The 16,519-nt window shown below is 40.9% G+C and carries 11 protein-coding genes; 7 read left to right on the plus strand and 4 right to left on the minus strand.

Going from position 1 to position 16,519, the window contains the following annotated elements; genetic code table 11:
* Together CDG79_RS33680 and CDG79_RS33685 are read right to left on the minus strand one after the other, a co-directional pair.
* A partial coding sequence (locus CDG79_RS33680) for a PAS domain S-box protein (protein ID WP_143855653.1) occupies positions 1-4,593 on the minus strand: 4,593 nt, incomplete at its 3' end.
* Positions 4,594-5,647: 1,054 nt separating this feature from the next.
* Positions 5,648-6,004, minus strand: a complete 357-nt coding sequence (locus tag CDG79_RS33685) for a Rieske (2Fe-2S) protein (RefSeq protein ID WP_094332423.1) — start codon at positions 6,002-6,004, stop codon at positions 5,648-5,650.
* Between the two features lie 276 nt (positions 6,005-6,280).
* Between CDG79_RS33685 and CDG79_RS33690 the strand changes: the two genes are divergently transcribed.
* The 5 genes from CDG79_RS33690 (at position 6,281) to CDG79_RS33710 (ending at position 12,334) form a co-directional block, all read left to right on the plus strand.
* Positions 6,281-8,134 carry a vWA domain-containing protein gene (locus CDG79_RS33690; protein WP_094345995.1) on the plus strand — a complete coding sequence of 618 codons (1,854 nt, stop codon included), beginning with the start codon at positions 6,281-6,283 and terminating at the stop codon, positions 8,132-8,134.
* A 755-nt stretch (positions 8,135-8,889) separates the two neighbouring features.
* On the plus strand, positions 8,890-9,969 hold the full coding sequence (locus CDG79_RS33695) for a M4 family metallopeptidase (protein ID WP_094345996.1): 1,080 nt from the start codon (positions 8,890-8,892) through the stop codon (positions 9,967-9,969).
* 348 nt (positions 9,970-10,317) lie between these two features.
* Positions 10,318-10,617: a protealysin inhibitor emfourin gene (locus CDG79_RS33700; RefSeq protein ID WP_094345997.1), complete on the plus strand. Its 300-nt coding sequence runs from the start codon at positions 10,318-10,320 to the stop codon at positions 10,615-10,617.
* Between the two features lie 36 nt (positions 10,618-10,653).
* Complete coding sequence (locus CDG79_RS33705; protein ID WP_094345998.1) at positions 10,654-11,463, plus strand: alpha/beta fold hydrolase; 810 nt, start codon at positions 10,654-10,656, stop codon at positions 11,461-11,463.
* A gap of 97 nt (positions 11,464-11,560) precedes the next feature.
* Positions 11,561-12,334, plus strand: a complete 774-nt coding sequence (locus CDG79_RS33710) for a DUF4437 domain-containing protein (protein ID WP_094345999.1) — start codon at positions 11,561-11,563, stop codon at positions 12,332-12,334.
* A gap of 68 nt (positions 12,335-12,402) precedes the next feature.
* On the opposite strand, the gene CDG79_RS33715 is transcribed toward CDG79_RS33710, so the two are convergent.
* The gene (locus CDG79_RS33715; RefSeq protein ID WP_094346000.1) at positions 12,403-13,878 is read right to left on the minus strand and encodes an amidohydrolase family protein; all 1,476 of its coding nucleotides are present in this window, start codon (positions 13,876-13,878) and stop codon (positions 12,403-12,405) included.
* 117 nt (positions 13,879-13,995) lie between these two features.
* Between CDG79_RS33715 and CDG79_RS33720 the strand changes: the two genes are divergently transcribed.
* Positions 13,996-14,793, plus strand: coding sequence for an aspartyl/asparaginyl beta-hydroxylase domain-containing protein (locus tag CDG79_RS33720; protein ID WP_094346001.1), 798 nt, complete (start codon positions 13,996-13,998; stop codon positions 14,791-14,793).
* A 2-nt stretch (positions 14,794-14,795) separates the two neighbouring features.
* Positions 14,796-15,803 carry a zinc-binding dehydrogenase gene (locus CDG79_RS33725; protein WP_094346002.1) on the plus strand — a complete coding sequence of 336 codons (1,008 nt, stop codon included), beginning with the start codon at positions 14,796-14,798 and terminating at the stop codon, positions 15,801-15,803.
* Here CDG79_RS33725 and CDG79_RS33730 read toward each other — a convergent pair.
* Positions 15,800-16,351: a RidA family protein gene (locus CDG79_RS33730; RefSeq protein WP_223278502.1), complete on the minus strand. Its 552-nt coding sequence runs from the start codon at positions 16,349-16,351 to the stop codon at positions 15,800-15,802. The two genes, CDG79_RS33725 and CDG79_RS33730, sit on opposite strands and share 4 nt — an antisense overlap.
* Between the last annotated feature and the right edge of the window lie 168 nt (positions 16,352-16,519).

Genomic DNA, 16,519 nt, shown 5'->3' on the forward strand with positions numbered 1-16,519 from the left:
AATCCCTACCCCCACCCGTAATATCACTCTGCCTGTATCGGTAAATTTGATTGCATTTCCCAAGAGGTTAAGCAAGACTTGACGCAGTTTGCTTTCGTCAACTTGGATATACTGAGGAAGGTGAGATGTATATTCAAATACTAATTCTAATCCTTTGGAGGTGGCGCGGAAGCGTAACATCTCTTCGAGGTTTTCTAAGAGGCGAATTAAGTCAAAGCTGTTGAGGTTTAATGTTATTCTGCCGGCTTCAATTTTAGACATTTCCAGAATATCGTTGATTAAGTTGAGGAGATGTTCGCCAGCCCGATTGATGATTGCTAGATTTTGCTGATGTTCAGCAGATAAAGCCCGATCGTGGCTCATGACTTGGGTAAAACCAAGGATGGCGTTGAGTGGGGTACGTAGTTCGTGGCTCATGTTGGCGAGGAATTCGCTTTTGGCGCGGTTGGCAGCATCAGCAGCGATCGCAGCTTCTTGCAATGCTTGTGACTGCCTTTGAGTTTGGGCCAGCAATTGTGCTTGTTGTAGAGCAACACCCAACTGATTGCCAATTTGAACTACAATGTTGATTTCTCCTGGTTTCCATTGCCGGGGAGCAGAATTTTGATAACTCGCTAGTAATCCCCAAAGCTGAGTACCATATAAAATTGGGACAATAATGTAGGCTTTTGCTTGAAAGCGTTCTAAGAGGCTGATGTAACAAGGATGAAACTCAGCGTTGTAAATGTCTGGGACACTGCGGAAACTTGCACCTTGGGTTGCTTGCAGATAAGGATCTTCCAGATGGTTATCCACGCTATCCAAGATTTTTGCTAGGCAACGATCGTTTTGTAAGACACCTTCTGTGAGATTAGGGTCATTGTTGTGTTCTTCTATCAAAGAAATCCAACCATTACCCACAGACTCGGAGACAAATTCGCCATTCCATTGGGGATTGAAACGATAGACAACAACCCGATCGCAATTAAGTACTTGCCGTAGTTCTTGGGTTGTAGCCGCAAATATAGTCTCTAAATCCAGTGTTTGGCGCATCCTTTGAATAACTTGGGCGATCGCTCTTTCCCGTTCTGCACTCTCACGCAGGGCTTCTTCTGCCAATTTTCTCTCGGTAATATCTGTAATCGTACCGATGTAGCCTTTGATTTCTCCATCATCTCGAAATTCTGGCAAAGCCTGACAAATTACCCAGACGACTGTACGATCGTTACATAAAAAGCGATGCTCGTACTTGTACGTGGTTTTAGCAGTTCTTGCTTGATTCCATATCAACAATAGCTGGTCGCGATCGTCTGGATGTACGGCTTTTGTCCAACCTTTTCCCAGAGACTCTTCTATACTGCATCCAGTAATCTCACTCCAGCGTTGATTAAAATATAAGACATTGCAATCTGCATCAGTATGAAATATACAAACTGGTGAAGCTTCTGCTAAAAGTTTATATTGCTGCCTACCTGACTGCAAAGCTAATTCCGCCAGTTTAGCATCGTTGATGTCTGCCCAATAACCAACGCATTCTATAGGTTTACCAGCTCGATCGCGGATTAACCTCATCTTTTCGTAAAACCAGTGATAAGTTCCGTCAGCGTGTAACCATCGGTATTCATAAGAACTATACTCCTGCTCAACCAACTGAGAAAATTTTTCTGAGATCAGTTCAACATCTTCTGGATGGACGTGATGGAGCCAGAAACTGGGATTTTCCAGAAATTCCTGCGCTTCATACCCAACCATTGCCTTAACGTTCTTACTAATAAAAGTAGTGCTAAAATTGCCTGATGTTTTTTTGCTGCTATAAATCACCACAGGGCTAGAAGTGAGTAGATATTGTAGGCGTTCGTTGGCTAAACGCAGTTCTTGTTCGACGTGTTTGCGATAGCTAATTTCTACTAAAACTGTGCCCACACCAGAGGGGCGATCGTCTTCACCAGGAATCGGAAAATAAGAAGCTAAGAAGTGGCGGATAATATCTGGTTGTTTAATTGATGCGGCGCTTAATTCTTGATTGAGAATGGGTTGACCAGTTAACAGAACCTGTTGATAAATTGGTTCCACCAAGGGGGCGATGTGGGGCAAGACTTCATGGATAGTCTTACCAATATAATCTTGCTGGGATAGTCCATTAATTTCTGCCAGGGGTTGGTTGATTTGCACAAACCGCAGCTGGTTATCTACAATATTCATTCCGACTGGAGCGCTGCTAAAAAAGGCATTGAGGCGGGCTTGTCTGAGTGCTAGTTCTTGTTCTAGGGTTTTGCGCTCAATCAACCCACCTAACTGAGCAGCAACAGCATTGACTAGTAAGAGCAAACGTCTATCTACCAATACTGAACTACGTTTAAAAAACACTAAAACAGCTAATACTTGCTTTCCAGACAATATGGGAACACCAAAACCAGCTTTCAATCCTACCTTGGCTGCTTGTTGCGATCGCAAAAAAATTGGCTTTGTAACTTGCGAAACATCTTCTATCCATTCTGGCTGCTGATTTTGCCAAACTCTTCCTGGTAGTCCCACTCCTAGAGGAAATTTCACAGTTTGGCTTTGGCGGCAAAATTCTTCTAAACTGCTTTCCTCACCGTACCAGCCAAGACTATGTTCTAAAGTACCATTTTCATTAGGTATCCATGCTTCACCAAAATCCCAGCCAATAGTGTGGCAAATTAAGCGCAAGACCAGTGCTAAAGCGCTATTGACATCACTGACACGAGTGATGGCTTGGGTTGTCAACAGTAGCAATCGGCTTTCATTTTCTGCCTGCTTGCGTTCAGTTATATCTTTTGCCGTGCCCAGTATGTAACATTGCCCATCAATCTCGATCATTTCCGCACTCAACAAGGTTGTCCTGATTTCTCGCGAACAAGTGCAGACATCAACTTCATAGTTACGGATCGCTTTGGTTTTTTGCAGCATCTGAGCGAGGAAATTATATTCTTCTGGATTCGCCCAAATATTCAATTCTCCATCGGTGCGATCGATAACCTGAGAGCGAGAATAACCAAAAAACCGACAAAAGCTGTCGTTAACTTCAACATAGCGTTTGTTGGGAATAGTAATTAAGGCAATTGGATCGGGGGATGACCGAAAAGCTGATGCTAACTTTTCTTCAGAAGCTCGTCGCGCTGCTTCTGCACGTTGACGTTCTATTGCTTCCAATACCAGAGATGCTAAATTGCCCAAAGAACGAGCGAAATTTTGGTCTTCCAGCGTCCAATGATGAGCAACTCCCACCGCCTCCATAGATAAAACTCCTACGGTTTTACCCTCTAGGCGAATAGGTGTATCGAGTACGGAGGTAACATTTAATCTTGAGTAACAGGCAAAAAATTCTCTAGTTCTGGGATCGCTATAGATATCATCTGTGGCGATTGGTTGATCTTGTTGCAAAGCCGCAAAATAAGCTGGATAGTCGGCTGCTGATAAGAAAAATCCTTCACTATGTTGATTGCAACTGCCCTCGAATAAGTCAAAACACTGGATTTTCATGCCTGTTTCGTCATACAACCAGACACTGGCTCGTTCCATTCCAATATTTTTGACGGCTGTTTCTGTAATTTTACTTAAAGCTGCTTTCAAGTCTCCCTGATAAAGCGTCTGATTTTGTGCCAGTTGGGTTAGCACTAGATTATGATTGCGGAGCTTAATCGCGCTTTCTTGGAGTAATTTTTCTACACCTCGGCGCTGAGTAATATTACTAGCAGTGCCTGTCATGCCTATAACTAAACCATTTTCATTGCGTAATGCGATCGCATTAAACATTAAATAAAGCAAACTACCATCTTTAGCTACACAGGTAGTTTCATGCTGAAAGAGCGACTTTCCCTGTAAAACACGCTCAAACGCTATTTTATCTTGAGCAATTTGTTTTGGCGAGATGAAATCAGTCCAGGGCCGCCCAATCATTTCCTGGGGTTCGTAGCCATAAATCTGCTTAACTGCCGGGTTAACAAAGGTAATTAATCCATCAATATCTACCGACCAGATCATATCCTGGGATGTCTCCACTAGGTGGCGATACTGACTTTCACTCTTTTTGAGGGCGGCTTCGACTAAAACGTGTTCGCTTTGGTAAACTTCTCTACAAAAGGCTTTACCAAGGTTAACGGGAATTTTTTTGAAAATTTCTTCTATTTGTTTGTTGCGAATATTTAACTCAACAGCAATCCGTTGACGTTCTTGAATCTCCTGTTGCAGTCTGGCGTTTTGTTCTTTTAACTGTTTTTTCAGTCTTTGGAGAGTCAATTGATTTTGAATACGTAATAAAACTTCTTGAGTTTTGAATGGTTGAGCAATATAGTCAACATCGCATAAATCAAAAAGTTTAAGTTCTTCAGATAATTCATTTAAAACACTGAAAATAATTATCGGAATCTCTTGGCTTTTCAAATATCGACAAATTTCATAACCATCCATCTCTGACATGGAAACGTTTAGCAAAAACAAATCAGGTGAGGAAGTAAGCGCTATATTGATTGCCAATTGTCCAGATATGGCACTTTGCACCTCATAACCTTGGACTTGAAGGATGTCTGATAAAAAATGTAAATTCTCTAAGTTATCATCAACTAATAAAATTTTTATTTTTTGAGCATCCATATCGTGAATAAATTGTTGAATCAAACCGAATATTAAATCAAAAAACCAAACTATTTTACAAGATTGTAAATAAAATCATCATCCCTTACCACCATACTTCAGCGCAGGGTAAAAGAAGATTGGGGACAAGAAGGAAACGGAACAAGGAGACTAATCTCATAATATCGGGTGTATTTAAAGCAGTTTTCATTTAATTGAACCACACCTGTTGTGGGCACACAGTAATGCTCATTAGTGTCAATTTCAGCCAAAACCCTTTCTAAGCCTTGTTAAAAGCCTCTAGCTAGAAATGCTGTGAGCAAAAAACTCTTAACAAGGTAATGTCTTAAAACATTCCTGCCTACTTACTAGATTATACTGTTAGGATGAGCCATGATGTGACATTTAGCACGGGCAGAGCAAGGTCTAGGCTTATTGAAAATCTGGTATGGATGCAAATGGGAGTGGGAATCTCTTGAACAAGAGGCAAGAGAGCAGGAGAATGTTGGAGATTCAGACTCCACTTGAATAAGCTAATCGTCATTCATTTTTCCAGACTGATTCGCTTGTAGTAAGGGCTTCAGCCCTGCTGTTATGCAACTTAAATGCTCATTAGCTTATCTCCCTATCTCTTCATTGAGACTACTGCCTTTTAACTCAATACGGTTCAGTTAAGCCTTTCTTTCTTCTCTCTGCGTCCTACCCTGCGGGAAGCCGCTCCGCGTCTATGCGTCCTTTGCGGTAGCCTGCGGCAAGCCGTTCAAACTGCTTGAGAAAATTTTGTCTTCTCTCATGCAATAGTTATATATTAGGTGAATTGTGAAAAAACCCCAGCTAATGAGTTTAGCTGGGGTTTTATATTGCTTAACTATTACAAGGCTGATATAGCCTAATTGAGATGCTCTTATCCTGGGCTATATTGATAAAATAAGGATTAGAGCAAGCTATGAAAGCAGAGGTTACTTTTTTGTCAAGCCTCCGTTATTGTATACAAGCGATCGCACGCTATAGGCAAAATGTTGGCAAAAGTGTAACTTTAGATATTTGCCCAATAGCAGTAAATTCAAAGAGGGTGCTATTCCTCTTGCACATCAACCCAGATACTGCCTTCTTCCACACGAAGAGGAAACACTGGTAGCGCCTTTGGTTGTGAAACCAACGAGAGTACTTTCCCTACACCAGGTGGCCAAGAACACCAGTCTTGTACTTCACCAGTCCGCAGGTCAAAAGCGCTGTGATGGAAGGAACAAACAATTGCCCCATCTTTGATTTTGCCACTTTTGAGCGGTAATTTTAAGTGAGGACAGGTATTATCTACAGCATAAAGCTGATTTTCGTGATTCAAAAGCAGAATTTTCCGGTTGCCAACTTTTACCACTTCTCGCGCACCAGGGGAAAGTGCTTCAACTGCAAGAACTTTAGTCCAGCTCATTAGGTTCTCCTTTCCTAATTGATCTGCTTTTAGTTTCCCGCAATTGTGACCAGTGCGATCGCCTTTCAGTAGTGGGGAAAAGTTAGTAGATAGCAAACTTTTCTCTAAAGGACGGGCTTTACCGATACTGATGAGATGCTAAAACTATAAAATCTTACATTAAATCACTTTTTTACACTGAATAAAATGATTTCTGGGTAAACTAAATAAAGTACTTCCTATCCCAGCATCATCGGGTTTGTAGCTCATAACAGACAATTTTAAGGGATATAAAAAATGATTAAGACAAGTTACGAATTTGACCAGTCTATTCTTCCCGCAGGATCTTCATTAAAGACTAATATTCTGCTACGTTTTCGTGCTGACATAGCTGAATCTCCCCGACGTAACCTTAACCTTTCTCTTGTAATTGACCGTTCCGGCTCTATGGCAGGCGCTCCCTTACATCATGCACTCAAAGCTGCTGAGTCTGTGGTAGATCAACTTGAGCCAGATGACATTCTCTCAGTAGTTGTTTATGACGATGAAATAGACAGCGTTGTGCCACCCCAAGCTGTGACTAACAAAGCCACACTGAAAAATTCTATCCGCAAAGTGAGAGCAGGCGGTATTACCAACTTATCGGGGGGATGGCTCAAAGGCTGTGAACACGTCAAAACACGACTCGATCCGCAAAAAATCAATCGTGTTCTTCTGCTTACCGATGGTCACGCCAACATGGGCATTCAAGACCCCAAAGTACTAACGGCGACATCAGCGCAAAAAGCAGAGGAAGGCATCACCACAACTACATTAGGTTTTGCTCAGGGTTTCAATGAAGACTTATTAATTGGGATGGCAAGGGCTGCTACGGGCAACTTCTACTTTATTCAAAGCATCGATGAAGCAACTGAAGTTTTTAGTATTGAGCTAGACAGTCTGAGAGCAGTTGTGGGACAAAACCTCAAGGTGACACTTGAGTTGGCTGATGGTGTCAGCCTTGCTGATACCTTAAGTCTTGCTAAAGTTAGCCAGAATGATGCTGGTCAAGCTGTTATTACCTTGGGAGAACTTTACGAGGGTGAAGACAAACTTCTCGGCTTAAGTTTGGCGATATCAAACGCTCAAGTTGGTGAGTTACCTGTGATGAAACTGCATTACAGCGCCGATGTTGTCCAAAATGACCTCATTCAAAGCGTGTCAGGCACAGCAGATGTCATCGCCAAAGTTGGCACCGTAGAGGAAGCAGCTTTTGCCTCTACAAGCAATATCATTCTGGAACTAAGTCGCCTCACCATCGCTAAAGCTAAAGAGACTGCCCTCGATTTAGCTGAACATGGCAAACACCAACAAGCGGAAGAAATTCTCCGCACCGTCGTGAAAGATTTGCGGGATAAAGGGCTGAACGAGAATTTTGAAATTGCTGAAGAGATCGATCAGCTTGAGTATTTCGCAGGTCGAATCGCCCAAAAAGCTCTCGGTAATGCTGGACGTAAAGAACTGCGAGATCAGTCTTACCAGACGATGAACCGCAATCGCAACGACCTGGTGGGACGAGGTGTGACTGCTGGTGATGAAGTATACGCAATGCCTGTTGTCAATGAAGTTGGTTCAGGTGTTGAACTGCATTGCGTTCGTGAAGGGGGTAAACTACGGGTCAAAGTCATATCTGAGGGCTACGATTCAACCAAGAATGTCCAGTTTCCCCGGAGCATTCGGGCTGAGGGAGTAAGGTACGTTGTTGAAGAACTGGAACTCTCAAGCGAAGGCACTTTCTATCGTGTACGTGGCAATATCACTCGTTTTGCTCAACCCGGCGCAACAGATATCTTCATTGCTCCTAGACAATCAAATGTAGCGTACACAGGCAAAGCCTCTAAAGGCCCTGCCAGTGCCGCCGATCTTCCCACAACTGACACTGTAAATGATGCTATTCTTGTTCAGTGTGTCAAAGATGGCAGCAAGTTACGCGCTAGGGTAGTTTCCGACGGATATGAACCAGATTGGAATATGCGTTTTCCGCGATCGGTTCGTGAAGAAGGAATGCTTTATGTCGTTGATGAAGTAAAAACAGCACCTGATGGAAAGTCTTATATTGCCTGTGGTGAAATTAAGCGATTTGTCCAACCGACTATTACTGTATCGCCGTAAAAAAATCCGGTAGTGACTAACTACTAATACTACCTCGAAGGAAATTCTGAAAATATTTAGATGTCTAGATTGTAGGGTATGTTAGAACGGAGTTCGTAACGTACCATTATCGAGGGTTTGGTGCGTTACGCTATCGCTAACACACCTTACTGGTGCGGCTAGGCTAAAATTTAGCTTAGAACTTTAGTTCTGGACGGTTTAGGTCTAGAACGAAATAACCCTATCTCTGCACCCCTGCGGTTTTAATAATAATTTTGGCGTTGCTGAATCATGGGATGATTTCGCCCAATTTAGAACGAATTTTCAATGATTTCAACCAGAAAATCATCCCGCATTTATGTAACGCCATAATTTTGTAAGCAGACACGATATTACCTGTCCCCAATGGGTATTTATAGGATGAGCAGCGTTATGGTAACAAAACAGCAATAAATAACATTATTTCCCTTGATAAGAACTAATATATAAGCGCGTTAAGTTTGTGAAGGAGGTTTTGCTAACTCAACCAAGGATTTTCGCTGAAATTTGCGGTATCTAAGCTGTCCTTCTGTTGTTTAAAGCAATATTTCCACATCAAAAGTACTCCGTGAGGGTACTATCCATCCTTCACACACCTATCCGAAAATACAGAGGAGAAAATTTTCTTCAGAAAAGATAACAGAAACACGCTATTTAAATTCGTTTTTCTGCTTCTTTCTCCAGTGGAGTTAAAGCCACTGTAAGAATCACTTAGTTTCAAAAGGAGAATATTTTGGATGGCTCGAAATAAAAATAAATCAGCCGGGTTCGAGTATGAGCATCCACTTGACTCTAGATGCCCGATTTGTTGTATTGTCCCGCCCCACATGCTTAAAAATGTCGTGCTGAATGGCAATCCCCAGCAACGTACTTGGGCTTTTCATACATTAAATATTTCGGCGCAATTTCTGGGACGGAGAAATGTCGTAGGTAATGTCTCATTTGCACCTTCTCCGGGTGAAAAACGTCGCACCATTTACGATGCAAAATATGGCCAGCAACTCCCTGGTACACTAGTGCGGGGTGAGGGAGATCCTCCCAGCAGTGATGCAGCAGTGAATGAAGCCTACGATGCTGCTGGTGCTACTTATGACTTGTTTCATGAAATATTCGATCGCAATTCCGTTGATGACAAAGGACTACGTTTAGACTCCACCGTGCATTATGGCGTTAAATATGACAATGCCTTTTGGAACGGCGACCAAATGGTTTATGGTGATGGCGACGGAGAACTGTTTCAACGCTTCACGACATCAATTGATGTGATTGGGCATGAACTAACTCATGGTATAACCCAGTATGAAGCGGGTTTACAGTATTATGGCGAACCAGGGGCATTGAATGAATCCTTTTCTGATGTGTTTGGTTCTTTGGTGAAACAGAAGATCAAAAATCACACTGCACAACAGGCTGATTGGCTGATTGGGCAAGGTCTTTTAGCACCGACTGTCAAAGGTACTGCCCTCCGCTCCATGAAAGCACCGGGAACAGCTTATGACGATCCAGTATTGGGTAAAGATCCTCAACCAGCCCATGTAAAAAATAAATATACAGGTACTGATGATAACGGCGGGGTGCATATCAACTCAGGAATCCCTAACTATGCCTTTTATTTAGCGGCTGTTGCGATTGGTGGCTATGCTTGGGAAAAAGCTGGCAAAATTTGGTATATAACTTTACGCGATCGCTTGAATGCTAAAGCAGATTTTAAAAAAGCTGCAAACGTCACCATTCAAGTTGCTGGCGAACTCTACGGTAATGGTAGTGATGAGCAAAAAGCTGTGCAGAATGCTTGGCAAAAGGTAGGAGTTATCTAGAGAGACGCGATTCATTGCGTCTGTACAAGAGTTAGGATTAAATGAGTAATGAGTAATAAGTAATGAGTAATACCCATTACTTATTACTCATTACTCATTACTTCAAAATCAAAGACAGTTGGAGTCGGGGATTTAAACCCCAACTCAACTGATACTACGTGTAGACGTAAGGGTCTTAAACCCTTGAATTTACGATAAATAGTGAATACCTTCCACTACCTCACTCAATACTCAGGACTGATAAATCTGTTATTTGTTGTTGTTACAGTGGAAGGTGAGAACTATCATCTTCTACTTTAAGTATTTATCCCAATTAAATAACACAACAGAGAGACAGAGAGCAAAAAAATGCGGATATCCTTTGAACGCACAGGCGGCTTTGCTGGAATCAGCAAGAAGACAACCGTTGATACAGACACTCTCCCGGCGCATGAAGCTGCGACACTTCCCCGACTGGTGGAAGTTGCAGATTTATTTCGGCTACCTGAACTAATTACTTCGCCAAATCCCCAGAGCGATCGCTTTCAGTATAAGTTAACAGTGGAAGATAACGGTAAGCAGCATACAGTGACTGTCAGTGAGTCAGCATTGCCAGGAACCTTAAGACCCTTGATTGAATGGTTACAGACAGTTGCACAGAAAAGGTAATTTGCTGAATAAGTTAAATGAATTTATCAGGGTCTTATGAACAAACCAATCAAACGAGCTTTTTTAGACACAGAAGATGGACAAATTCTTTATCGTATTGGTGGCGAAGGAGAACCACTTTTTTTACTTCATCAAAACTTCAGAAGTGGTGACGAATTTCGTGAGTTGATACCAATCTTTGCTCAAAAAAGACTAGTTATCGCTATGGATTTTTTAGGATTAGGAGATTCAGATAAACCACCCCGAATGTATTCAATTGAAGATTACGCAAAAACTGTTCTTTTACTGCTAGACGAATTAGGAATAAAAACCACAAGTATTCTTGGGAACCATACAGGTGCTTGTGTAGCAGCAGAAGTTGCAGCAGCTTATCCTGAGAGAGTCGCAAAAATTATATTATGCAACATCGATAACTTTAGCGAAGACGGAAAGGCAGCTTTATCCAATAAATTTGAAAATCTCAAGATAAAAGCAGACGGTTCCCATCTTATGCAAAGATGGTCAGCCAGAGCAAACTATATAGGTTCTGCTGAGTTAAATCATCGTTGGGTTTTGGACGATTTAAAAGGTTTTGGCTATCCTTGGTATGCACCTTTAGCTGTCATAGACTACTGCCAAAGAATGGAAGCAAGATTTAGTTTAATCAAGTCTCCGACTCTAATATTGTCTGGTATAGAAGACGTAAAACAATTAGAAAGGCTAGGTTTTGCTAACACAGACAATCGAGAGTTTATTTTAACCGCAATTCCTCATGCAAAGATGATTGATATTGAAGGTGGAACAATATGTATGATGAATCAAATACCTGAAGAAATATCAAAGGTGGTAATTGATTTTCTAGAATAAGCTAGTTTTTAAAACTAATAGAATTTAATCTTTTAATATTGCTCAAAATAGGGCAATACAACTGAGTAAATAACTATATACAGCCTCTAAAAGTTTTATGCCCAGAAAACACATTGAGTTTATTCAATCAGCAGATGTCCCCCAGAAATCTTGGGTTGTTGATGGTCTTTTGGAAGGTGCTAAAACACAGATTCTAAGTTTCGATACCGAAAACGGTTCTTCTACAGAAATTGTTGAGTGGACACAACACTGGAAAAGCGATTCTGGTTATTTCAATTGTGATATGGAAATTTTTGTTCTTAGTGGACAAATGCAAATTGGACAACTGCATCTTGGACAATACACTTACGGCTTTATTCCTGAAGGTGTCTGCATGGAAGCTTGGAGCACTCAAGAAAATACTACAGCCCTATGGATGCCAAGCGCTGAACCCATTTTTATAAAATCGCTAACTGATGCACCAGGAGCAAAAAGACAAGATTATATACCTTCTTTAAATTCCTATCTAATTCCTTGGTCTCAAACTCTCACTCCAGGTTTTCCTCCAGGAGCAATGAGAAAAACCCTGCGTGCCGATAGTAACATTAAAAGAAGCACTTGGCTGATCGGATTATTACCACAGTTTGCTGAAACTTTTGGAGAGTATCATCCTATGACGGAAGAGGGATTTGTCCTCCAGGGAAGCATGAAAACACAAGTAGGTCTCTTGACTCCAGGTTGCTATTTTTCGCGTCCACCACTTATTACACACGCCCCAGCATACACTGAAACTGGATTCTTTGCTCTTATTCGTGGTGGCTATCCTCATCTTTCGTACCATGCCTGGGAACCACCATTAGAAACGTACTATCCTTCGGGTTGGAATAAATAGATGCCAAAATATGAAGTAATCTTGTCTCTACTTTAAACCTGCAAATACTTTCATGTAGAGGGAATTATTTAAGACTGGGAGCGTTTCAAATACCGCCCAGTGGGTGAACCTAAAACTTGCCCATTGTTATAAATAAGATTTCCCCGCAGAAAAGTACTCTTCACCCTTCCAGTTAATTCTACTCCTTCAAAAGGTGTATAACCTTGTTGTGACTCCGACTCAGCAGCACTTACCACAAAGCTTTCATTGGGGTCTACCAGCACCAAGTCAGCATCATAGCCAATAGCAATATCACCTTTTTCTAACAACCCAAAGCGCCGCGATGGGTTCCAAGATAGTAACTTAGCCATCTGGTTGTAAGACATCCCCCGCTTACTACCTTCACTCAATACACCAGAAAGTAAATATTCTGTACCGCCAAAACCAGACTTTGCTAACCAAATATTATTCGGGTCTTTAGCACTTCTTTTTTGTTCAGCAGAACAGCAAGCATGGTCGCTAACTATCCAATCTACTTGATTGTTGAGTACTGCTTGCCATAAGTACTCCACATCAGCGCGGGGGCGAATAGGGGGGTTGACTTTTGCCCAAATACCATTAGGAGTATCAACATCTAATAGCAAATGTCCGACAGTAATTTCTCGCCGAAAATTGATGTGAGGAAAAGCAGTTTGCATAGTCAAAGCTGCTTCCATAGCCTTACGCGAACTCAGGTGCAACAAATTGATATTTGCACAGTTAGTTTCATTTGCCAAATAAGAAGCAATGCAAATTGCTAAACCTTCGGAATGAGGAGGACGCGCTGCACTGTAAGCGTGTAATCCGCTCAAACTAGAATCGTTTTCAACTATTTTGGTGTAGGCGTTGAGAATTTCTGCAACTTCACAGTGCAAACTCAAGCTGATAGTATCTCGCGCTTCTGGATGTTTTTCCATCAAGCGAGTTAAACCGCGCATAATAAATTCAAAATGGGCGAAGTCGTATCTTTCCTCTTTATTAATCATCAAAAAGAGATTTTGCTGGTCTGACAAACCATGCAACCCATAGCCACCATAAAACATGAAGATTTTAAACGAAGATATACCGTATTCCTCAAACAATAAAGGTATTTCGTCAATATGTTGGCTAGCTATAGGTGCGACGTGATAGCCGTAATCTACAAAAAAATTACCTGCGGATAACGCCAACACCTCTGGAAAAAAATCGCGGTAGGAGCCGCCTTTGTTAAGATAATACTGCCCTGTACGAATATAATTTAGGCTGGTAGTCACACCTCCCATTGCGGCTGCTTTGGTTTCAGTCACAGCATCTTTGTCGAGGGGTTGATATATACCGACGTGCATGTGGGCATCCACGACTCCAGGAAAGCCTAGCAGGTTTTTGCCATCAAATACCTGTTTGCCTGTGTCTGCGCTAATATTAGAAGCAATCTGAGCAAACTTTCCATCCTTAATGCCTAAATCAAGTAGTTCGATTGCATCCTGATGGGGACGAACTACCCGCACATTTTTGATAATTTGATCTAATACGAGAGTTTCAGACACAGTAGACCTCACACTAAAATGAGTTTAGTTAGGAATTCCAAAATTGAATCGGGACAAAGACCAAATCTCAATATTATATAACGGTTTTTTATGAAATCACCTTCAGGAGAAAAGACAATGGGAAGCTTTAATGAATATCATATAGATCCGAATAAATTTACTTTTCTCAAAACTTTTGCAGATAACTGGCAAGTAATTAGAGAGGAATTTAAACGCTTTATTAACCAGGCATCCGATGAAGAACTAAAGTTAACTTACAATATTCTAGGGCCTAAAAGTAAAACGATTAAAACCAAACGTGATTCAAAATATAGTGCTTTTGGTATTTTATTTCAAGGTCTTTTTATTGAAAAATATATTCAGGCACATCAAATACAATATCCTGATTACGGGTCGGATGAAGCATCCCAAAAAGCACTTATATTAAGAGAGAAATATTTCCCGAATTTAGCTAATGTAATAAAAAATGTGAACTCTATTGATAATGAAATCATCAGAAATGTATATTTTGGTACATTCCATCCTGGTTTAGATATTAAACTGCATGTAAACTATAATCCTCATACGAATCGTGGTTATCTGGGATTAATCGTGCCAGAGGGAGATGTGGCTATGAAAATATGCCATGAACAACTTTATTGGCATGAAGGAAAATTCCTAGTTTTAGATCATAGTTATCCACACTGCCCGCATAATTATACCAATTATGATAGGACTGTTTTGGTTGTAGACTTTTTTAAACCGGATAAGCCTAGAGATGAAGTAATCCAATTTGAAAAAGAGCAAGTCACACAAAGGATGCAAGATAATCCTTATAGCTTAGGTGTTTTTGGTAAAAGCGATAAAGCTAAAGAAGAAGATTTTATCAAGTATGGTTTAGCTCATCAATTAGAGTGGGATAAAGCTTTGATTTAGAAATGAACGTAACAACCTACAGAAAGTTAATAGCAAAGCAACTTAATCAAGATTTTAAATCTGCCATTGAAATCGTTGAAGTTCCTATTTCCCAACCTGCTGCTAGCCAAGTTTTAATTCAAAACAAATTTGCTGGTGTTAACGGTGGATTTGATACCTTACTTTGCCGTGGTGATATTCCTTATGTTAATTTAATTCCTCCCTTTGATTTAGGTGTCGAAGCTGTAGGGGAAGTTATCGCTATGGGTGAAAATGTCAAAGATTTTCAAATTGGGGATGCTGTCATAACTACAGCACGTGGTGGTGGTTATCGAGAATATCAGGTTATAGATGCAAACTTAGCGGTGAAAGTGCGTGAAGCTACACCAGAAGTTTTAACCTTGATTCCTACAGGTGTATCAGCCTTGGTTGCACTGGAACAAGCGGGGGATATGAAAAGTAATGAAGTAGTTTTAGTGACAGCAGCAGCAGGGGGAACCGGTCATATTGCGGTGCAATTGGCAAAGTTAGCTGGAAATCATGTCATTGGTACTTGTAGTTCTGAGGCGAAAGCAAAGTTACTGAAAGAATTAGGCTGCGATCGCATTATCAACTATCGTACAGAAAATCTCAATCAAGTCCTCAAACAAGAATACCCCAATGGGATTAACTTAATTTTTGACTGCGTAGGTAAAACTGTATTTGATACCTGCGTTGAAAACTTGGCAGTGCGGGGACGCTTAGTAGTTGTTGGTTTTATCTCCGAATATGCAAAAAGTATACAAGAAGTTACACAACCACGCCTCTATCACCAACTATTTTGGAAAGCTGCTTCTGTGAGAGGCTTTCTCATGCCTCATTATAAGGAATATATGGCAGAGGCACGCGATCGCCTATTAAACCTCTTCTACTCTAGAAAACTCAAAGTTGCCGTTGACCCAACTCAGTTTAACAGCATAGAATCCATTCCGGCTGCCGTTGAATATCTACTTAGTGGTAAAAATTGCGGTAAAGTAGTTGTCAGGTTTTAGCTGTCAACAATTGCCATACACTTAATCTCAACAATAAGTCCTGGGGTAGATAATCCAACTACCCCAAGACCAGTCCAGGTAGGAAAGTTATTGGTGAAATAGCGGTCTTTTACCTGCATAAAAATTGGCAAAAATGGAATGATATTAGGTGATTGACTAGAAGCTATTGCTTCTGTTTGAAGTTCACCTAGTCCTGCTCCGGTAACATGATATGTCATCATTTCAACTACATTATCAAATGTAGCTCCTCCTGCTTCTAGCACCAGATTAACATTCTCAAAAGCCTGAACAAACTGGGCTTCTATTCCCTTAACAACTTGTAAATTCTCATCTCTGCCTACTTGTCCTGAAATATATAAGGTATTCCCAACTTTAATACCAGGACAATAATGAAACTTTTCAAAGAGAATTTCCATCCCTTTTGGAATAATGACTTCACGATAGGACATCATGCATCTCCTTAATTTGGCAATTAACGGACTTTCAACGACACAAATACTTTTACGATTAATTAAATCATGTGTAAACTTTGCAATATTAATTAGCAAAACTCACAAACTAATGGTAGTAATCTTACAACCCAAAAAGCAAAATTGTATAAAAGTTAGATATTAAAGGTGAGATCCAATGACGCAAGATTCAGAAAATACTTTAAAAGTTGCTCGACAGGCATTTGAAAATCTCACATCTGGTATGGTAACAGGAGAGTGGGAACC

The organism is Nostoc sp. 'Peltigera membranacea cyanobiont' 232, from assembly GCF_002245985.1.
Lineage (GTDB): Bacteria > Cyanobacteriota > Cyanobacteriia > Cyanobacteriales > Nostocaceae > Nostoc.